This window comes from Psychromonas sp. (assembly GCF_047632955.1).
Taxonomy (GTDB): Bacteria; Pseudomonadota; Gammaproteobacteria; order Enterobacterales; family Psychromonadaceae; genus Psychromonas.
In genome coordinates this window covers 1-19,364 of record NZ_JBLIED010000021.1, presented here as the reverse complement: position 1 = coordinate 19,364, position 19,364 = coordinate 1, and the positions used below count along the sequence as shown (strand labels likewise).

20 protein-coding genes and 1 pseudogene are annotated in these 19,364 nt (G+C 38.8%); 10 read left to right on the top strand and 11 right to left on the bottom strand.

Annotation, left to right across the window (positions count from 1 at the left end; translation table 11 throughout):
• Positions 1–9: 9 nt before the first annotated feature.
• Positions 10–558 carry a hypothetical protein gene (locus ACJAZP_RS12880; RefSeq protein ID WP_415231144.1) on the top strand — a complete coding sequence of 183 codons (549 nt, stop codon included), beginning with the start codon at positions 10–12 and terminating at the stop codon, positions 556–558.
• Between the two features lie 758 nt (positions 559–1,316).
• A complete protein-coding gene (locus ACJAZP_RS12875; RefSeq protein ID WP_415231143.1) occupies positions 1,317–2,072 on the top strand; it encodes a PEP-CTERM sorting domain-containing protein in 756 nt (251 codons plus the stop codon).
• Positions 2,073–2,665: 593 nt separating this feature from the next.
• Here the strand turns inward: ACJAZP_RS12875 and ACJAZP_RS12870 are convergent.
• The 4 genes from ACJAZP_RS12870 to ACJAZP_RS12855 form a co-directional block, all read right to left on the bottom strand.
• Entirely contained in the window at positions 2,666–2,953 is a 288-nt protein-coding gene (locus ACJAZP_RS12870) for a transposase (protein WP_415231142.1), read from the bottom strand.
• Positions 2,954–3,116: 163 nt separating this feature from the next.
• Complete coding sequence (locus ACJAZP_RS12865; protein WP_415231141.1) at positions 3,117–3,641, bottom strand: hypothetical protein; 525 nt, start codon at positions 3,639–3,641, stop codon at positions 3,117–3,119.
• A 250-nt stretch (positions 3,642–3,891) separates the two neighbouring features.
• The gene (locus ACJAZP_RS12860; protein ID WP_415231140.1) at positions 3,892–5,055 is read right to left on the bottom strand and encodes an alpha/beta hydrolase; all 1,164 of its coding nucleotides are present in this window, start codon (positions 5,053–5,055) and stop codon (positions 3,892–3,894) included.
• 153 nt (positions 5,056–5,208) lie between these two features.
• On the bottom strand, positions 5,209–5,619 hold the full coding sequence (locus ACJAZP_RS12855; protein ID WP_415231139.1) for a DUF4174 domain-containing protein: 411 nt from the start codon (positions 5,617–5,619) through the stop codon (positions 5,209–5,211).
• Positions 5,620–6,222: 603 nt separating this feature from the next.
• Between ACJAZP_RS12855 and ACJAZP_RS12850 the strand changes: the two genes are divergently transcribed.
• A complete protein-coding gene (locus ACJAZP_RS12850; protein WP_415231138.1) occupies positions 6,223–7,194 on the top strand; it encodes an EamA family transporter in 972 nt (323 codons plus the stop codon).
• A 336-nt stretch (positions 7,195–7,530) separates the two neighbouring features.
• Here the strand turns inward: ACJAZP_RS12850 and ACJAZP_RS12845 are convergent, their stop codons facing one another.
• Positions 7,531–7,650: a helix-turn-helix domain-containing protein gene (locus tag ACJAZP_RS12845; RefSeq protein WP_415231137.1), complete on the bottom strand. Its 120-nt coding sequence runs from the start codon at positions 7,648–7,650 to the stop codon at positions 7,531–7,533.
• A gap of 155 nt (positions 7,651–7,805) precedes the next feature.
• Between ACJAZP_RS12845 and ACJAZP_RS12840 the strand changes: the two genes are divergently transcribed.
• The 5 genes and pseudogenes from ACJAZP_RS12840 (at position 7,806) to ACJAZP_RS12820 (ending at position 10,900) form a co-directional block, all read left to right on the top strand.
• Positions 7,806–8,306, top strand: a complete 501-nt coding sequence (locus tag ACJAZP_RS12840) for a lactoylglutathione lyase family protein (RefSeq protein ID WP_415231183.1) — start codon at positions 7,806–7,808, stop codon at positions 8,304–8,306.
• Positions 8,307–8,353: 47 nt separating this feature from the next.
• A complete protein-coding gene (gene gloA / locus ACJAZP_RS12835; RefSeq protein WP_415231136.1) occupies positions 8,354–8,737 on the top strand; it encodes a lactoylglutathione lyase in 384 nt (127 codons plus the stop codon).
• Between the two features lie 19 nt (positions 8,738–8,756).
• Entirely contained in the window at positions 8,757–9,854 is a 1,098-nt protein-coding gene (locus ACJAZP_RS12830) for an alkene reductase (RefSeq protein ID WP_415231135.1), read from the top strand.
• 200 nt (positions 9,855–10,054) lie between these two features.
• A pseudogene (locus tag ACJAZP_RS12825) lies at positions 10,055–10,393 on the top strand (EamA family transporter); the annotation flags it as partial.
• A gap of 45 nt (positions 10,394–10,438) precedes the next feature.
• Complete coding sequence (locus ACJAZP_RS12820) at positions 10,439–10,900, top strand: DMT family transporter (protein ID WP_415231182.1); 462 nt, start codon at positions 10,439–10,441, stop codon at positions 10,898–10,900.
• Positions 10,901–11,296: 396 nt separating this feature from the next.
• Here the strand turns inward: ACJAZP_RS12820 and ACJAZP_RS12815 are convergent, their stop codons facing one another.
• A complete protein-coding gene (locus ACJAZP_RS12815) occupies positions 11,297–11,917 on the bottom strand; it encodes a glutaredoxin family protein (RefSeq protein ID WP_415231134.1) in 621 nt (206 codons plus the stop codon).
• Between the two features lie 295 nt (positions 11,918–12,212).
• Between ACJAZP_RS12815 and ACJAZP_RS12810 the strand changes: the two genes are divergently transcribed.
• The gene (locus ACJAZP_RS12810; protein ID WP_415231133.1) at positions 12,213–12,641 is read left to right on the top strand and encodes a universal stress protein; all 429 of its coding nucleotides are present in this window, start codon (positions 12,213–12,215) and stop codon (positions 12,639–12,641) included.
• Positions 12,642–13,134: 493 nt separating this feature from the next.
• On the opposite strand, the gene ACJAZP_RS12805 is transcribed toward ACJAZP_RS12810, so the two are convergent.
• The 5 genes from ACJAZP_RS12805 to ACJAZP_RS12785 all read right to left on the bottom strand — a co-directional run bounded on the left by ACJAZP_RS12805 (position 13,135) and on the right by ACJAZP_RS12785 (position 18,292).
• Positions 13,135–14,340, bottom strand: a complete 1,206-nt coding sequence (locus tag ACJAZP_RS12805) for an MFS transporter (protein ID WP_415231132.1) — start codon at positions 14,338–14,340, stop codon at positions 13,135–13,137.
• Between the two features lie 294 nt (positions 14,341–14,634).
• Positions 14,635–15,423 carry a type 1 glutamine amidotransferase domain-containing protein gene (locus ACJAZP_RS12800; protein ID WP_415231131.1) on the bottom strand — a complete coding sequence of 263 codons (789 nt, stop codon included), beginning with the start codon at positions 15,421–15,423 and terminating at the stop codon, positions 14,635–14,637.
• A 132-nt stretch (positions 15,424–15,555) separates the two neighbouring features.
• Positions 15,556–15,846: a putative quinol monooxygenase gene (locus tag ACJAZP_RS12795; RefSeq protein WP_415231130.1), complete on the bottom strand. Its 291-nt coding sequence runs from the start codon at positions 15,844–15,846 to the stop codon at positions 15,556–15,558.
• A gap of 153 nt (positions 15,847–15,999) precedes the next feature.
• A complete protein-coding gene (locus tag ACJAZP_RS12790) occupies positions 16,000–17,043 on the bottom strand; it encodes an alkene reductase (protein WP_415231129.1) in 1,044 nt (347 codons plus the stop codon).
• A 130-nt stretch (positions 17,044–17,173) separates the two neighbouring features.
• The gene (locus ACJAZP_RS12785; RefSeq protein WP_415231128.1) at positions 17,174–18,292 is read right to left on the bottom strand and encodes an L-dopachrome tautomerase-related protein; all 1,119 of its coding nucleotides are present in this window, start codon (positions 18,290–18,292) and stop codon (positions 17,174–17,176) included.
• Positions 18,293–18,579: 287 nt separating this feature from the next.
• Here ACJAZP_RS12785 and ACJAZP_RS12780 point away from each other — a divergent pair.
• Positions 18,580–19,364, top strand: a 785-nt coding sequence (locus ACJAZP_RS12780; RefSeq protein WP_415231127.1) for a LysR family transcriptional regulator, incomplete at its 3' end; no start/stop codon positions are given.

Below are 19,364 nucleotides of genomic sequence, written 5' to 3'. Positions count from 1 at the left end.
GTATACTCAATGAGCTCAGCGTTAAAAGAACAAAAAGAAACTATTCTACAATACTTAGATACAACACATTACATCGACTTTAATGCGCCAAAAGCAGAAGAGAAGCAAGAAGCTAAGTATAAAATTGGTAAAGCATGTAACAAAGCAAGAGAGATCCTTTGTAGTGATGAAGCTTTTCTTGATTGGGTATGGTCAAACGTTATCGCTGAATGTCCAACAGATATTGAAGAGGTGACACCTAATACGCTGATTTCTTGGCGTATGTTGCCTAAATTTGGCACATTAGAGCAATGTGAAATAGTTGGTTTCACGCATATCTCCAAGCTGCTGCTCGATAAAAATGCAGCAATGAAAGCTGAAGTGTTAGAGATTATTGCCAATAATGATCCGCAAACGGCTAAGAAATTAATCAAAATGGTACTTAAGCCGGTAATTGACTTCACGCCAATTGTTGCTAACAAAAAGAATCTGGCTGAGACCGTTGAAAAGGCTGATAAGTTATCAAAAGATGCACTGGTTGCTTTAGTTAAAGCCATGCATCAACAAATGATTAAGTAATACAGAGCTAAAAAATTAAATTAACGCTCGTAATATTTCGCAGTTAACAGAGCGTTAATAGGTGTTTTAGAATTTATTTCTAATTCGGTTTGGGGCAAGACGACTTATCTCTTTTGCTCTGTTCAGACTATCCCATTTACGCTCTCTTTCTCCCAATACCAAGCGTAAGACTATGACGCTTTCGCCCCCATAGCAACTTACATACTGAAAATAAGTGACTAAATTTACTTGGGCACTACTATGCTCGCTTTCGGGAATGAGTGAGCAAATTTTTTACTAATTTAGGAGGTTTGGGACATCGCCATAGATGTTTTTCACTATTCTTCTTCTATCTTTTCTCTTCTAATATCGATTTTATTTACAATATTGGATTAACCTAAAAAGATTGATAGCCCCCTCGTTCTCTCGAATTTAATTTTTAGTGTCGTTTTTTGTACAAACCATAACCTCTTAGTTTTTTTGATGTTTATTAATTATTTAATCCTATAATTTTCAGTGCATTACGCTTAAATACGGACATTGAAAATGTCGATTTAATTAACACACACAGTTTTCCTTTCCTCTTTTGTTTATATTTATTTTTCTTTTTCTTTATAAATCAAAAGTATGTGTATTTGGGTATTAAATATGCATTATAAAATACTGCAAGCCAAGAAATATTATTCAAAGACGGCCTAACCATTGCGAACATAGTACTTTCATTATTTCCATCGGTCTGGCCATACAAATAACTTAATGAGTACAAGAAGGAGTAAATTATGAAGCACATAGGAAAAATATTTACAGTGATAGGTGCATTCGCACTGAGTACAAATGTAAACGCGACCATACTGACCGTTTTTGATGGTATAGCTGCGGGTGAATCCTCTTTTGATACAACAGTCACAGCCGCTGGTGCAATAGTAACAACGGATGTTTGGAGTGGACTCTCTAGTGGGGTTAGTATTGATCGCGGCGATTACGTTATTACTCAAAATGATGGTGGTTCAGGGAGTGTTACGACATATGGATCATTGTCAGGTCAAGCAATTGGCATTAATCCAAGCGGTGGTGGTAGCAATCCACGTACCGATCCCATGGATTATTTTAATAGCGGTCTCACCTTTACATTTACTGATGCGGTAAACTCGGTTGGTTTTGAGGTTGGAGACTGGGCGACGTGTTGTACTGCTCCCACAACTGACTTATTTATCTCTTTTGATGGAGGCGCTGCAATCCAAGTCGCTAGTGCTAATACTAGTACTGATGGTTTATTCCCTTCACAGACCACTGGTGGTAATGTATTTGAGATTTTTGTCGCTGCGTTTGATGATTCCGATTATTTTAATCAAGTGTCATTTTGGGGTAATGGTATAGGTGAATATCTTGTTGCTGGTGGCCAAGTTCGTTACGCATCAGTTGATGCAGGAAGCTTGCCACCAGTGGGTGTTCCTGAGCCAGGAAGCTTAGCCTTACTTAGCCTTAGTCTAGTAGGTCTTGGTCTCATTCGAAGAAGAAAACAACATTACATTTAAATTCCGTATCGATTCCAACGAATAGATTAACTGCTGTTCAATATATACGGTCCCTTCGGGGACCATTTTTTTGTCCTGTGTAACTGGTAACCCCGTCCTCTTGAAATGAAAGGCGTAGACACCCTAACCAAGGGGAAGACAATCCTAATGGCAAGGACGTTATTGGACAATAATTAGGGTATGAAGAGAGCCATAGGAAGTTAGAAGTATAAAACTAACCGTAAACAGTTTCGGCTGCATTGGTGGCTAAACGTGTAAAATAGTGCAAATCTCTATATTTAGTCAGACTAATGTAGTATTGGAGGATGGAATTGATAATAAGGAGTCAGTGCAGCAACTGGGGAAGCTTGACAATACATTCAATCAATATGATTGGATGTATTATTCAAGAGATGATGTAAAACAATTTAAGAATGGGCGGGAAGAATCTGTATTTGTAGGTATTATACCGAAGCAACAATGGGGGGATCTCAACAGATAAATAGTGCAAAAGCTCTATGGCGCTTTGTGCCCCTTTGCGAGTTAGAAAGCTAGGGCGAAAACGCCCCCATAGCGACTTACAAACCGCTCTGTTAACATCCACAAAAAAATAATTAAGTAAGAAAAAAAAGGGAATTATTGTCGATATTATGAACAAGACAATACATCTGCCATTGGGTATTTACTTTCTCTTGACCGCGCAGTGTGAATTTATTCATGCCTTTATTGACCTTAATATTACCAAATACGGGTTCAATGGCGCTAAGTCGTTTACTGTATTTCTGCCGACCTGCACTGCTATCTATTTTTACCCGCATTTTAGCAGTATAGGTAATAGGTTTACTGCTTTTATTGATTTCAAATTGTACTTGCCGACCCTGCTTCTTCGGTGGTTTATGCATAAATTACTTTTGCAGTGAGCAAACTAGACAGTCTTTTAAGTAACCGAAGAAACGTACATATTGTCGACCTGCGGTTTCAATGTTTTTGACACGAAGCCACATCGCTTTACCTGCTGGGCAGCGGCTGGTTAATGTCTCTGCATTATACTCTAGGTACATAGCCTCAAGCATCGCATTGAGGCATCAATATAAGTGCTTTACCTTGGTTATTAAATGCAACCGTAGTTGGTTCTTCACTATCAAATTTTATGTCGACAGTCGCACCGGTTATTTCATTACCGGACACTCGGATATTACCTAATTCACTTCTCTCCAGTGTATCGTCAACATCAATGGTAAAACTGACAGATTGTTTTGCATTAATTGATTTAACATTCAATGATAAGTGTTTAGCACCATCTTTCACTTTTCCTGAAGATGTTAAGGCTAAGTCTCCCTCTGTTACTTCAAAAGGTTGAAAAACTTCTACGCCTTGACCCGTTGCAGTTGTATCAAATATCAAACCGCCTTTACTGTTAGAAAGATCCACTTTCAAAACAACATTTTGTAAATTACATTTACTGGTATTTTTAAAGACAAATTTATCTTTTGGCGCTCCTTCCAAAAACTTCACTTCTATATTGGCATAAGCATATTCGCCACCGCACAACATAACCAGTAACACTGCTGACAATAAGATATTAGACATAATATTCACCCTAGCTTTGATAGTATTGAATTGACATTAATTTATACAATGACAATACGAGCCATAACAGTTTGAAGATCAACATTAAGAAGAGAATGGGGTAAGATCTTGCTTTTTGCTATTACTCTCTATTGAGAGGAAATCAACATAAATTGGGTATTCCAACCGATAATCGAGCAAATATGCTAAGGCGTATTGTTTGTGCCCCTTTGCGTCTCAGAACACCAAATCGGAGTCTAGTATGTAAATATTAGCGTTCATTCTTCATCACCGTATCTAGTTTTTCCATGCTTTGTTCAAAATAAGGGTTATAAGTTAAGCGCGCAAAAATTTTTCCCTCTTCAATCATACCGTAAGAAGAAAACCATATATCATCACCTTGTTCACATGCATTTTCTTGTTCTTTTGTTTGCCCATTATTGCATATTATTATAGCGGCTTCGGTACCATACTCGATATTATTAGGTGAAAACATCAACCCCATGTGAGAGCCATTAACGATGCCTAAATCAGGACGATCCATGCTGAATATGGTGGTTTTTGAAATAGATAAATCAAGCTCACCTTGCCATATAAGTTGATTATTTTGATTGGTAAATTTTTTTTGGAATACGGAGGTGGGAAATTTAGTATCAATGATACTGTCGCCTTCACTTATCATCATAAAAACGGGTTTATTGTACGTGGTATCTTCTAAATCATTTTGTACTATTTTTGCGGTATCGTAATAAACGGCAGCGCCGTTCATTGGCAATGAATTATAGCGAATGTAATTGGTTTCAGGATCTTGGTCTGCCCATGTCATTACATAACTGGCAGCTCTTGCCCATTTCACGGCGGTTTTTCCCGGTTTAAAGGCGGGTGAAAATAGTAATAGTCCCTCTATGTCGTCGTCATTTAATGCTTCTGAAGTAACTAAGTTTGCACCTGTAGAGTAACCACCAAGCCAGAGTTTGTTTGATTGTGGCTTTAGTAAAGCAATATGGTGGCTCACCACATTTTGCCAATCTTCCAATGTTGATAGCATTAGATCTCCCACTTTACTGCCATGCCCGGGTAATAATAGCGTTCTTACAAGATAACCTTGTGAGACTAAGTGCCGTGCAACATCGATAAAAGAGTATGGGGAATCTCCCAAACCATGCACTAAAAGAACCGCGTCACCATTTGGGTTTTCAGGAATTAATTCAAAAGGAATATTAGCTTGCAGTTCTTTTTCAATATCATCTGTTTTAAATACTCGATGTTGCGATAACCACAGCTTGGTCTCATCAATGTACTGTTGAAAATTGTCTTGGGAATAACTTGGTAAAGATTTTGAGGCTTGATAGTTAGGATCAGTAGTAGATTGACTACAGGCGATTAGAAGAGCAAAAGAAGCAATAAAAGTAATGCGATAAAAAGATGAAGTCACGATAGTAGCCTATTAAAAATAATAAACACAAAATAATAAAATGTGCAGTGAACAAGCATATATGTCCAACGTCTTAGGTATATCAATTAATATAATCTAATCGGAATGTGCCCTTTTAGGTATTAGATTAGACAGAAAGAAAAATATCTTAACTTATTGACTCTGCATCTCAATTTGACGCATCGGCATCGCATCAATTTCTAAAAATATAGCCTCTAAATCCAGGCTTTCACGACTAGATTTTATACCGCCGTCTTTACCGATTAAAGTTATTTTTCCTTGGCTACTTTTATATTTTTTAACCGTGTTAGATAAAAAGTCATCAGTAAGATTGCCATTGAAGTTTGTTGCTAAAGTGTCGTCTTGTATTACGAACCAAACAATATCACGCTCATTAATATTATCTTCATTTTGTTCAAATGTTTTCATAATACTGTCTTTATTGTTTACTGTATTGACTAAAATTATCCTATTCCCCCACTTTAATGAATTGAAGTCTTGAAGTATGACAATCTCCTTACCCTGAATGGAAAAACTAAAGATAAAAAAAATAACGTACTTCATATTCTCTGCCCTAATAATTAAATGATATGCGCTGTTAACAATCCCTATAAAAATACCTTTTAGATTGCGGAATTTCTTTATCATTTATACATACGCACATAAAACATTAATGGATCAAAAACATATTTTCATACAGCTCGATACAACATAAATTGAGACAAAAACATATGAAAATTTTCATATAGCTATCTCGCTTTGTGCCCCGAAGCGCCATAGAAGGCAGAGCCACAAACGCCCCCTTAGTGAGTTAGCAACTTATAAAATTTGGACCAAAATCACTTACCCTCTGCAAAAACGAAAAAGGTTCATTTAGCTATTTGAACTTGAACAAAACACCAAATGAAAAAAGCATTTTTATGCTCAAAAAAAACAATCATTAAAACAAAATTTCAACCTGTTATTTTTGAGGTTATATAAATTAATTGACTCTGGGTTTTAAGTGCTTTTTTTAAATCTGATAATGAAACCATTATTTATGGAAGAAAAAGTTGCTACTTACCATAATAGGTATTTTGTGTATGGGGCTTCTGTCGGTGTAGGTGATTTCCAAGAGAAATAAATGGGCTTGATTAATTAACACTTGTATTTAAGTATAGGTGCTTCATGCTTGGGTGTTTTCAGTTGGGCTACTGCGCTGAAATTAATCTTGCTAAAGCAGTGCGTTTTGTCTCAATTTTAAGGGAAAGAGAAAGAGAAATTATGCTCATTAATTTAACTAGTATAAGCCTTTTATCAGGGTTAGGTGGAATGTTTGGATGGGGGGTGTACGATTTTGCCGCAGGAGTTTATGCCAAAAAGATAGGTTCGTATAAAACCCTATTCTGGTCACAATTAGCGGGTTGTTGTTTTATCATTTTGCTTGCTTCGCTATTTTCAGTTGATCTCAATATTCCAGTTCTAGTGATCATTTTACTTCCAATCGCTTCACTTTTATATTCTGCTGGATACTTATTTTTCATGAAAGGCTTTGAGATTGGCAATATCTCGATTGTTGCTGCAATAATGAATCTATGGGCTGTATTCACAATACTCATTTCTTTTTCTTTTATGGGTCAACGGCTTTCAATGTTTCAGTTCATTGGCGTTTTAATGATTATATCTGGAGCTATTATTGCATCTTTAAATTGGAGTGATATTAAAAACAAAAAATTTCAGCTTTCAGCGGGTGTTAAAGAAGCAGTTATTGGTGCTTTTTTCTTCGGTTCTTTTTGGAATATAAGTGAATTGATATCTGAAAAAATTGGATGGTTACAAGCTACCTTATTTATTAAATTTGGAATAATTTTGATTCTTCTCCTTTTTTCATTTTTCGTAAAAAAAGATATTTGCTTAACGAAATCGACAAAGAAAACAAAATTAATAATTGTATTGATAGGTATTATAGAAGCCGGTGCAATTGCAATCGTTAATTTTGGATTAACGATTGGAGATGCAATTTTAATTACACCCATCGCATCTGCTTTATCGGTAGTGACTATATTGATGGCTATTATATTTTTAAAAGAAAAAGTCCATAAACTTCAGGTGGTTGGTATTATTTCTGTTATTTTCGGCATAATTGCAACTGGTTTTTAAAAGCAAAACAATCAAAGTCCATTTTGTCGGCTAAAAACGAACAAGTCGTTAAATATAAATAATAAGAATACAGAATTTTCTGATTGGGCGCGGCTTCAATATGAATACTCAAATCGAGATATTGTTGCTGTAATGACAAAAGTTCCGAATACAGCAACAACGCCAAAGAGCCTGAACAAGATAAAATACATTGCCCTGAGTAGGGATTATCAAAACTCAGCTTCTCAACCAGGTGAGCTTCATCTTTAGCGATTTTAGTGCCTATTGATAAACAATCATTTCTTGTTCAGTGAGTTCAAACCCTTTATTTTTACGCCTAATGAGCACCTGCACTTTCTAGCTTTTTATATGTTGACTTACACCTGGCTGAGTCATATTCAGCTTTTCAGCCGTTTGAGTAAAGTGGCCAACTTCTATCAAAGTTTTAAATGTATTTAGCCAAAATGGTTTTAACATCGGGGAGAGCCCTTAGGTTTATAACAAAAAATTATAATAATAATAATTAATGATAATTTCACGAGCGTGACGGATGGGCGTATATTTCCCCTATCGAAGGGAAAACACTCTTATTAATATAAAATATTGAGGTTATTATGTCTACATAATATCCAATACCGTATCCAAGAACTTTCTCCCATATTGGTATTTCTGTACCTGACCTTGAAGCTGCTGTTAAGTTTTACACTGAAGTACTCGGTTGGTATCTGATTATGGAGCCAACTGAAGTTGTTGAAGATGACTCAGCAATCGGCGAAATGTGCACGGATGTTTTCGGCGCAGGTTGGGATAAATTCCGTATTGCTCACTTATCTACCGGTGATCGCATTGGTATTGAACTGTTTGAATTTAAATACCAGGAAAACCCTGAAGATAATTTTGAATACTGGAAAACCGGTGTATTTCATTTCAGCGTACAGGATCCAAATTTAGAAGAACTGGCAGAAAAGATCGTTGCAGCAGGCGGTAAGAAACGCATGAAAGCACCACGTTATTACTACCCGGGCGAAAAACCGTACCGCATGATTTATATGGAAGACCCATTTGGCAACATTATTGAAATTTATAGTCACAGCTATGAATTACATTACGCTAGTGGCGCATACAACGCTTAATTTAGATTATGACCTCATTTATAGTGAGGCTTTTAACAGGACAATATATGAAATTTTTACACACTATGATCCGGGTGACTGACCTTGAAAAATCAATTGATTTTTATAGCAAGGTTCTTGGTATGACAGTATTAACACGATCTGAAAATAGTGAATATCGCTATACATTAGTGTTTGTCGGTTATGAAAATCAAGCAGACGGTACAAGCATCGAATTGACCTACAATTGGGATCCGAAACAATATGATCTGGGCAATGCTTTTGGTCACCTCGCAATTGGCGTAGACGATATCTATGCGGCATGCGACAACATAAAAACAGCAGGCGGCAACGTTACTCGTGAGCCGGGTCAAGTTAAAGGTGGCTCAACGCATATTGCTTTTATTAGCGATCCTGACGGATACCAAATTGAGCTGATTCAAGCAAACTAATTCTTCAAGGAAGCAGATAATGGCAGACTTACTATTTCAACCATTATACTTGGGTAACATCTCACTCAAGAATCGTATTGTCATGGCTCCGATGACTCGCGCTCGAGCCAGTCAACCGGGTAATGTGCCCCATGATATGATGGCTGAGTACTATGCACAGCGGGCGACTGCAGGCCTTATTGTCACCGAAGGTACTCAGATATCTGCACTCGGCCAAGGCTACGCCTGGACACCTGGTATTTATACTCCTGAGCAAATTGATGGCTGGAAGAAAGTCACTAATGCTGTTCATAATAAAGGTGGCGTTATATTCGCTCAACTTTGGCATGTTGGACGTGTTTCTCACCCGGATAATATTGGCGGAGAACAGCCAATATCTTCTTCTGCACTGAAAGCTGAAAATGTAAAAGTGTTCATCGATAACGGCACTGATGAGACTGGATTTGTTGACGTCGTAGAGCCGCGAGCAATGACAAAATTAGATATCAAGCAAGTGGTGGGAGAGTATCGTCAAGCAGCACTCAATGCCATTGAGGCGGGATTTCATGGCATCGAATTACATGCTGCAAATGGTTATTTGATCAATCAGTTTATTGATTCAGAAGCCAATAATCGAACCGATCAATACGGTGGCTCTATCGAAAATAGATTATGCTTTTTGGGAGAAGTTGTTGGCGCTATGGTTGATGCGATAGGCGCTGAGCGTGTTGGTGTTCGTCTGGCTCCGTTTACATCGCTAAATGGTACCGTTGACGCCACGCCGATTGATACATACACGGCAGCTGCGGCATTACTTAATAGGCACAAGATTGTTTATCTCCATATTGCAGAAGTTGACTGGGATGATGCACCGGATACTCCTCAAGTATTTAAACATGCGCTACGTGAAGCCTACCATGGTGTTCTAATCTATGCCGGTCGCTATCACGCCGAGAAAGCAGAGCAAGCGATTGCTGAAGGCGTAGCCGATATGATTGCTTTCGGGCGATCCTTTGTTGCTAACCCAGATCTTCCAAATCGTATTAAACAAGGTTACCCGTTAGCGGCACACGATCCGGATATTTTTTTTGGTGGTGCACAAAAGGGGCTTACTGATTACCCGGAATATAATAGGTAGGTTATAACCGCCAAGTACAGCCTAAAATATACCCTCGAATAGCAACCCTGCGCGGTTGCTATTTTTCTTTGTATTAGATGCTTTAAGTTGATTTAAAAAAGATACACAGTGCTACAAAAGTTATAATAAAAACAAGCTGCTGTGATCTCTTTTCGAAATATTTAGTGACTGCCTGACAATTCCTAACAAGAGACAACATTATGCGCGGAGAATTTCATCTGTTAATGGCAACGCTGCTTGCGGCCGTTGGGTGGATTGCATCAAAAGCGGTTGTTGTAGAGATGCCTGGAGACATTTTTATTGCAGCTAGATTTCTGATTGCCAGTATCATTTTATTTCCTTTTTGCTACCAAAATGTTCTAAGTTTAAATGCGAAGCAAGTGATTTCAGCTTGCGCTGTTGGCCTTGTTTTAGCGCTATCAATGCAAGTCTGGGTGTATGCTGTTTCTATCACTAACAGTCTTTCAGGGGGGGCTTTTATCATGAGCTTAGCCATGATAATTGCACCATTTACTTCATGGCTATTTTTTCAAACAAGACCCAACAAGGCATTTTGGTTGGCATTACCGGTTGCCATTATAGGAATGATGCTGCTGACTCTGTCTAATGGTTGGCATGTCGAGAAAAGTCAGTGGTATTTCTTACTCTCTTCAGCATTAGTTTCCGTCTATTTTGTGTTTAATAAAAAAGTGACAAAAGACGTTAAACCGTTGGTCTCTATATTTTTACAACTATTCACCGTCGGAATCAGCAGTGCAATTTTTGTTTCCTTGACCAAGCACGCACCTTACGAATTAAGTAGTAGCGTTATATGTTGGTTTGTTGTGTCGACCATTATCGCAACCACACTGCGTTATTTGCTTCAGGCAGTAGGGCAGTATTCAGTGAATATCGAAACCGCCTCATTGATTATGATTTTAGAGCCTATTTGGACATTAATACTCAGTATAACGATCCTGAGTGAAATAGTTGAACCGCAAAAAATAATAGGTGCCGGTGTTATTTTCTTATCGTTATTTGTTTATACAAGGCTTTCAAGGCGATAGCTGGTTTTTATGAAGTGGTTAACCCACTTTTGAGTGATTTTTCCAACAGATAAAGAGTGTTTTTTCTTAATGTGGATAAATTAGACAGCCTCCTTAATCCGTTAAAGCCATAGATATATACCAATGAAAACTATTCGTGACTGGCATAATAAACCGCGGAAGAAACATTATCCGGTTTGTGCCCCGTTGCGCTCTAGAAAGCAGGCTCGTTAACGCCTCCTTAGCGTTAGCAAGCTACAAATCAATGGCCAGTTTTACTTGGCCACTACAGGGCGTTATTGCCGCCATAAATATCTGACAATAACGATGGCGTCTTGCCTATCAATGGGGATGTTTTTGTGAACGGATATATTTTAACTGATTGATTCTTAATTTAACGGAAAGCAGGATCCGTTCTTAATTATCTTTGAAAGGCGACAATGAACTTTGTCCGCGATCATAATTAGGCTCGACGTTTTGTTTGACTACATCGCGAAGCTGATCTGCGCCGCCGATATAATTACCATCGATCCAGATCTGAGGAACAGTTATTGGCATTTTAGGACCAATATGAGGTTTTACTCTGGCAAGCATCTCATATAAAGCGCGTGGACTACTAACTGCATCGTGATAATCATAGGTGATGCTGGCTTGTTCAAGATACCCTTTCGCACGTTTACAATGAGGACAACTTTCTTTTCCAAAAAGGTGATTCCCTGTGATTTTTACTCGACTTGCGTAAGCTTCAATGACAGCTTGAGTGAGAAGCCCTCGGTTTAACGCACTTCCTTGGCTAATGACCTTACCTGCGACTATTACTATAGGTGCATGCCATCCGCCTTTCAATAAAGGTTTCCACCATTCACTAAGCCACTCTCGTAATTCTAATTCTACTGGAATTCCAGATAACTCCTTGTTAATCGTGTCGAGAATCACATCTTTGGTTAACGTACATTCACCACAAGGTATCTTGACTTGAAAGGGCCCCCAAGAGCCAGCCCAACGAAATAAATACACTTTTATCGCTTGTTGAGTCATTTCTTTTCCTTTTTCATAGGGTGAATAAATTGTGTATCAACCCTCATTCCCACTTGCGCGCAGCTGAAATATATTTCCTGATGAAATGATTATAGTAGATTTGTGATAGCACAGTGATTCTGGCTACTCGTTTGCTGGCAAATGGATGATATTTTGTATGGCGCTATGCCCCTTAGCTTACAAAACATAAAACAGTGGTCAGATTTACTTGACCACTGCAAACTAAAAGATTTGATATTGGTGCTAGACTTATTCTAAACGCATTAATAATGGTAGAGCCAATCGGGAGGAGACAATGAGCTATAAGCATATATTAGTAGCTGTTGATTTATCTAAATCCAGTGAAGTAGTGATCAATAAAGCAATCTCGTTAGCTAAAGACGCTAATTCTAAACTTTCATTTGTTTGTGTTGATGTAAATTCTGTTAGTCGCATAGGGGGGGTCAGTACAAAAATTGAGATGGACATGCCGCTCGATGAAAAACAAGCCATAATGCAAAAAGAGTTGCAAACATTAGCCGAACAGGCGGATTATCCTGTTGCAAATACTTTGGTTGTAATAGGAGATTTAAATGAAAAATTAAAAGCAACAGTTCAAGAAATGGAAGTTGATCTACTAGTCTGCGGGCATCATCATGATTTTTGGAGCCGAATATTATCTTCGGCGCGTAAATTAGTCAATACAGCTGTTACAGACTTATTAATTATTTATATTGAGAAATGATATCTGAATAGGTGACGGGCTGTATTAGTTAACTCATGCGAATGGGTTAAATGATGAGTGCTTTATATATACTCATGTCACTTCAAAATGCAAAATCAGCAAGCCAAATTGTACTTAGATACGAGGCATGAAATTGAAGTATAGTTGTCCTACATTGAGATTCTATAACGGCGCAGATGAATGGAATTTGGCTGGCCGAGAAACTAAAAGGCAGGAAATTCATGCATTTTAATGCATTAAATTAAAGGCGATATAATACCTCGGACAACTAAAAATCAATATTGAACGTGACAAATAGCCAGGCCTATAGAGCAATGTTGGTTGCTAACAAAAACAAGGCGCTTTGCCCCTTTGTGTCAGAAAGTTAACTCGCTAACACCTCCAAACAGGTTGCAAGTGAGTGTTAATTTAGAAAGGCAAAAGCAAGATGCGACCCATCTATGTAATGGGTCCATTAAGCGCGATGTCATAGGGTATGTCATCGCCAATCTGATTACGCTGTGCATTGCTCCAATTGGGCATTTTTGTTATTCATTTGCAGATAACTTAACAGCCACATTATGAAACCGCCAGTAAAGAGTACCGCCGCAACATAACCCGTCTCGTTGGGTAATGCACCTTGTGCGATAACCATGCCGCCCACCCAAGGCCCGATGGCATTGGCAATGTTAAATGAACACTGCACCAAAGCACCTATCATGGCGTGGCCGTTTGGTGATACATCCATCAGCAAAGTTTGAATTAAGGTGGCTAAGCCCAAACTACAGCCAATAAAGAAAATCACCGCATACAATAACCAAATGTTATGGCTGGCACCGACGTAGGCGAGGGAAAATATAATCATACAAATTAAGGCTATGCCGGTGGTGTATAAAGCCGCACGATCAGCCGCTTTGCCTAATACATAGTTACCCAATGTACAGCCAATACCAAACATCACCATCGCGATTGAAATCGTGTATGCCGGTGTTTCGGTGACCACTAAAATGGTGTCGGCAATATAAGTGTAAATACAAAATACGCCGCCAAAGCCAATAATCACAATGCCTAGAATTGACCACACCAATTTATTTTTCAGCACGCCAAATTCATTGATTAAATTTGACGGTTGGCTGTTTTCTATTTTAGGGATCACTAAATACACGCACACCAGTGCCACTAAGGCGAGAGCAGATGCACCCGCTAAACAATAGCGCCAGCTTAAATTTTGCCCGACTAATGTCACGATAGGCACCCCGACGATAGTCGCAATGGTTAAGCCCATAAACACTTTGGAAATATAGCTGGCGCGTTTATCTTGTGGGGCAATATCGGCGGCTAATAATATGGCAGCGCCAAAGTAAGCGCCATGGGGCAGGCCACTTAAAAAACGAAACACAATCAGTTGCTCAAGTGAGGTTGCCATGGCACTTAAGCCATTGGCGATAAACATTAATGTTAGAAATATAACCAGGGCATGGCGTTTTTTCATATTGGCCGTCGTCAGCATTAAAATCGGCGCCCCGACAACCACCCCTATCGCGTAAGCACTAATGGCATAACCGCTTTGTGACGGTGTTGAGGCAAATGTTTCGCTGATTAAAGGCAGCATCGGCATCATCGAGAACTCCGATAATCCCAAAATAAATGTGCCTAACGCTAAAACCAGCAAAATGGCGGTGGTATTCAGTTGGTTAGGTAACGTTGTAGCTGGTGTCATAAAAATCCTGTAAATGATAAAAGAAAAACAGTGATGGGTACGATTTAACTGCGCAGTCTATAGTGACAGAGACAAGCAACATTAAGGCTTGAAAGTCGTCGATAAACTATCATCTGTCAAAGAAGCGTGCGCGAATTAATCCAAACATTATTGCAATAATTAACGTCGCTATTAATTGTTTTGGATTATCGACTGTAAGGTGAAAAATTACGAGAGTTTATTCTTCCAATGCACGGCAACGTAATCGTCACCGTGTATCTTATTTAGACAAGGCGTTCGGCTTCAGGAATAGATCTACTTTTTTAACTGACGCAACATTTCAGCCAGAAGATCAGCTAAGTCGGTAGGGAAACGACTCGTCATAAGATTGCCATCCACAACTAATGGTTTATCCTCTACAATCGCTCCGGCATTTTTCAAATCGGTATGAATACTCCAAGCGGCTGTCATTTTACGTCCTTTAACAATCTCGGCATCGATAAGAACCCATGGTCCGTGACAGATTGAGGCAATCGGTTTTTTGGCTTTATCCATTGCTCTGACAAAAGCAAGGACATTTTTGTCCATACGTAAAGAATCAGGATTCCATGCACCACCAGGAATGACCACTGCGTCATAGTCAACCGCTTTTACTTCGCCTATAAAACGGTCGATTTTTATGGTGCCGGCGTTTTCCATAAATCGCACGGTCTGTATATATTCTTTTCTACTAGCAGGGTATTGTATTGCGTATTTTTCAGGCCATGGAGAATATTTTGGCGCAACAATATCCACAATAGCGCCTCGAGCCTGTAAATATTGTAAAAAAGCGGTCAACTCAATCTCTTCCACGCCATCCGTTGTGACAATTGCAATCCGCTTCCCTGTTATCATTTCTTCCTCTTTTACCGGAGCCATAAAAAATGCTTTCAAAGCAGGATTTTTATCCAAAAGAGAGGCGGTATTGATAGTGGGTGCTAAAGTCGTTGTTTTTAAACCAGCGGCGACACTTAATTCAGAAGCAACTGAGGCTGAAGCCAAACCAGTGGTTAAAATGATCATGCTGACAAAAGTAGTTAACCATTGTGCTAGTTTTGATTTCATTATATTTGTATCCTTTTATAATTGTAATTTGATGTGAAAATTTTCTTTTAATTATCTATGTTAATAGTTATACATCGGTTTATGTTATCCAAGAGGCTATTTAGATACGTCTAAATAGCCATGCTTATATTTTTACAAATTTGTCATTTCATTTAATGTAAAAGACGAAACCGCTCCTTCAACAGCCTTCATATGCTCTGCAATGTGAACACTGCTCAGGTGTTGCTGCCAAAGCTCATAACTTCCCCATTTTTCATAGAACACAAATACCGCAGGGTTATCGTTGTCTTGCTGTAACTCATATTGAATACAGCCCGTTTCTTTTAAAGTGGGTTCAATTAGCTTTAATAGTTCAGCTTTAACCAATTCGATTTTATCGTTGTTAGCTTCAATTTTTGCTACGATTGTCAATTTATTGTTCATTTCGTTTTACCTATATATAAGTACATATACTTTTGATATGTAATATCTTTTTGTATCTCTGTAATTTTATGGCACACACTGAATATGATTGCGATTGAAGTTTATTCGCTAAAATATATGGGGAAAGCCGTACTTTTCATCTAATAAGCAAGGCTAAATTAATTGCGAAAGCATTTCGTCTGAAAATTCAATTAACGCTTCGCCCATTTTTACTTTGGTAACGTAATCTGGATTGGCAATAAGTGGACGACCTATGGCAAGTAAATCAAATTTTTGTTCACTAATAGCCTGACTTCCTGTTTGTGGCGTATAGCTACCAACACCCACAAGCGTCTTGCTATAATGAGCACGCATATATGCTGATACTCTGCCACCCAATGATGTAAAGATCATGCTGTCATCAAAAATACCAACATGTAGGTAAGCTAAATTGCGTTTTTCAAGCTCAGCTAGCAGGTAGTCGAAAACTTGGCGATCACGAGAGTCCTCTTCCATACAAAGATAAGCACCGGGTGATAGACGAAGTGCGGTTTGCTGTTCACCAATACGCTCTGAAATGGCATCAACAACCGCTAATGGAAAGCGGGTCATATTTTCAGGCGAACCACCAAATTTATCTTGGCGAATATTGCTGCTGTGGTGAAGAAACTGATCAACGAGATAACCATTTGCACCATGAATTTCAACACCATCAAAACCGGCGTCAATAGCATTTGCAGCTGCCTGACTGTAATCTTTAATCAGTTTTTCAATATCTTCTATTGTGACGGCTTTAGGTGTTTCATACACCAATTCACGCTGACGAGGCACTGTGCCTTCAATCGCTAGTGCTGATGGGGCTAAAACATCACCGCCACCGTAAAAATAAGAATGTGCAAGTCTACCGGTATGCCATAGCTGAGCGAACATTTTCCCCCCATTGGCATGGACTGCATCGGTAACTTGTCGCCATCCTTTAATTTGTTCTGCGGTAAAGAGACCTGGTACATTAGGGTTTCCCTGAGCGTCAGGTCGAATGACTACGCCTTCTGAAATAATTAAACCGGTATCGGCACGACGGGCATAATAGTCAGCCATCGTTTTGGTCGGTACCAAATTATTGTCTGCCATACAACGAGTGAGTGGTGCCATAAGAATTCGGTTTTGTAGCGTTATTGCATCATTCAATTGGAATGATTGGAATAAATTATTGGTCATTTTGATTACTTCTCTAGATTATTTGTCGGTTTTTTAAATTTATCGTAAATATTCTATAAAATAGTACGATTTCGGTACTGTTAATCAATCATCTAAAATGATTAATGTTAAGTGTCAATAACGACATAATTTATTGAGTATTTGCCCATACTCGGTAAATGTAATATGGCGCTTTGCCTATATCCGCCCCGTCATTAAAGGGCGGAGATTTGTGCAGTTGGTTGACTGAAATGTAGAGCCAGCCATTATCATCAGCCGATACATTGTCTGGCCAACTTAGGCGAGCATCTCTGATAAGAGGGGTAAGCACTCCGTTAGCACTCAACTTATCAATGCCATTTTCATTTAAGTTAGTAATGAAATGATTGCCAAAGCTATCCGTCGTTGCACCATCTGAAATCGGTTTCTCACCTACGCGTGTAATATGATGGGCAATAACGTCATCGGTTACACCATCACGGAACAATTTAGCCGGTACGCTGTACCAAGTTCTCCCATTCATTGCCCCGAAAAACAATGTTTCTCCGTCAGCAGATAAGGTGATTGGGTTGATGCCTGTGTTGGCTGGCTTACCACCAAACATGACGGCTTGACCATTAATCACCATTTTTGCATTTGCTTCGGGTTTTAATGAGGGGTGGTTGCCAAAGCGTCGGACCTTATTGGTTGCCAATTCCACCGCGAGTATGCCGGGATTGGCCAGATCGGCTAAATAAACCCAACCTCTTTCACGGTCAACTACTAAATCCTGAACAAAACTGTCAGCAGGTGCTATATCCGTTGGCAGAACAATTTTGCTGATTAATTCACCACTGTCGATATCAAAGCCCCAGATGCGTGTTTTACCCAGATGCTGCCCCATGTCGACTATCCACAAACCACCTTGCTTATCTTTAGTGATACCCAGTGGTGTATCAATAGTCTCTTCACTGTATTGGCCTTTTGGTGACTGCACCTCGCTTGAGGGCCAAGGTTGATAGCTTTTTGGGCCCGTCACCTCCAGCAGTTGTACACCTTGTTCACCGGCAAAAGGGTGGACTGTTGCAAAGACTCTACCGGATTTTGTGGCACTCACATTTCCTGGCCGAAAAGGCAGTTCAATAACCGTTTCTATTTGTCCAAGCGTTGCCACTTTTTCGACATTCTGGTTTGTGCTTTTTAATACACCGCAACCAGCAACCGTAATTGCCATTAGCAGGCTAATAACCGTTTTTTTCATTGGGGAAGCTTGGCCTAAATTATTTACCATTTTTGAAACCTTTTAACGTTATTTTCCGATTTATCTGCTTGGATTAACTTTGCTTTGGTGCTTTGAAGATATTGACTACTTCACACCACAAGCATTTCCGTAACCTAAAAAACTAATGAATAGCGGTATTCAGTTTTTTAAAATGCGCTTACTCATCTCATAAATAGCGATGTATAAAAGGCAATAGACATTTTGCTCTTACCTAATAAGCAATTTAAGTTGCGTGGAGTTTATGACTAATGTATACAATTGAAAATTGAATGTAATTTATAACTGAGTTCCAAAATATGAATATTAGAAATCGTGATATCAATCTTCTCTATCTGTTTCAGATTTTGTATGAAGAAGGTCTCGCCTCGATAGCAGCAGAAAGATTAGCGATAAGTCAGCCCGCGATTAGCCACAGGCTCAATAAGTTAAGGCATGAGTTTGACGACCCTTTATTTGTTAGAGGAATAAAAGGGCTGGTTCCGACGCCTAAGGCACATGCTATTGCTCCAAAAATATCTCGTTTGGTGTGTGAGTTAGAACATTTTTATCAATCTGAATTAGACATTCCTTTAGATAAAGTGAAAGATGTGATTCATATTTATACAACCGATTATATGGAAAGCATTCTGCTGCCTAAATTGCTATGTGAAATTCAAAAAATCATGCCTTTTGTGCAGATTGTGACTCATAATACGCAGGGGAAATTGCCCAGAAAAATGCTAGAAAATGGCCAATGTGATATCGCGATTGCTGGATTTTACTCAGATCTCCCCAGTACTTTTTATCAGCAAAAGTTAAAAGAAGAACGATTGAATGTGTTAGCCAGAAAAGACCATCCAACGATAGGTGACAAATTCAGTCTAGAGACCTATTTAGAATGTAAACATATCGTGACCACGCTTACGGGAGATCTCAATGGTGTTGTTGATCAAGCCCTGTCACTGATGGGAAAACAGAGAAATGTTATCTCTGGTATATCAAGCTTTGTGATACCTGCACAGATAGTGAGTCAATCAGATTTTATATTGACTTGTCTCGATTCAGTTGCCGATCAGGCCATGGATCAATTTCCTAACTTACA

What these genes read in the sequence shown, in the direction of transcription:
- ACJAZP_RS12865 (WP_415231141.1), bottom strand. Translation starts at nt 3,641, where the DNA reads ATGTCTAATATCTTATTGTCAGCAGTGTTACTGGTTATGTTGTGCGGT.
- ACJAZP_RS12850 (WP_415231138.1), top strand. Translation starts at nt 6,223, where the DNA reads ATGCTTGGGTGTTTTCAGTTGGGCTACTGCGCTGAAATTAATCTTGCT.
- ACJAZP_RS12810 (WP_415231133.1), top strand. Translation starts at nt 12,213, where the DNA reads ATGAGCTATAAGCATATATTAGTAGCTGTTGATTTATCTAAATCCAGT.
- ACJAZP_RS12830 (WP_415231135.1), top strand. Translation starts at nt 8,757, where the DNA reads ATGGCAGACTTACTATTTCAACCATTATACTTGGGTAACATCTCACTC.
- ACJAZP_RS12815 (WP_415231134.1), bottom strand. Translation starts at nt 11,917, where the DNA reads ATGACTCAACAAGCGATAAAAGTGTATTTATTTCGTTGGGCTGGCTCT.
- ACJAZP_RS12845 (WP_415231137.1), bottom strand. Translation starts at nt 7,650, where the DNA reads ATGTTAAAACCATTTTGGCTAAATACATTTAAAACTTTGATAGAAGTT.
- gloA (WP_415231136.1), top strand. Translation starts at nt 8,354, where the DNA reads ATGAAATTTTTACACACTATGATCCGGGTGACTGACCTTGAAAAATCA.
- ACJAZP_RS12880 (WP_415231144.1), top strand. Translation starts at nt 10, where the DNA reads ATGAGCTCAGCGTTAAAAGAACAAAAAGAAACTATTCTACAATACTTA.
- ACJAZP_RS12790 (WP_415231129.1), bottom strand. Translation starts at nt 17,043, where the DNA reads ATGACCAATAATTTATTCCAATCATTCCAATTGAATGATGCAATAACG.
- ACJAZP_RS12785 (WP_415231128.1), bottom strand. Translation starts at nt 18,292, where the DNA reads ATGGTAAATAATTTAGGCCAAGCTTCCCCAATGAAAAAAACGGTTATT.
- ACJAZP_RS12875 (WP_415231143.1), top strand. Translation starts at nt 1,317, where the DNA reads ATGAAGCACATAGGAAAAATATTTACAGTGATAGGTGCATTCGCACTG.
- ACJAZP_RS12820 (WP_415231182.1), top strand. Translation starts at nt 10,439, where the DNA reads ATGATGCTGCTGACTCTGTCTAATGGTTGGCATGTCGAGAAAAGTCAG.
- ACJAZP_RS12805 (WP_415231132.1), bottom strand. Translation starts at nt 14,340, where the DNA reads ATGACACCAGCTACAACGTTACCTAACCAACTGAATACCACCGCCATT.
- ACJAZP_RS12855 (WP_415231139.1), bottom strand. Translation starts at nt 5,619, where the DNA reads ATGAAGTACGTTATTTTTTTTATCTTTAGTTTTTCCATTCAGGGTAAG.
- ACJAZP_RS12795 (WP_415231130.1), bottom strand. Translation starts at nt 15,846, where the DNA reads ATGAACAATAAATTGACAATCGTAGCAAAAATTGAAGCTAACAACGAT.
- ACJAZP_RS12800 (WP_415231131.1), bottom strand. Translation starts at nt 15,423, where the DNA reads ATGAAATCAAAACTAGCACAATGGTTAACTACTTTTGTCAGCATGATC.
- ACJAZP_RS12870 (WP_415231142.1), bottom strand. Translation starts at nt 2,953, where the DNA reads ATGCATAAACCACCGAAGAAGCAGGGTCGGCAAGTACAATTTGAAATC.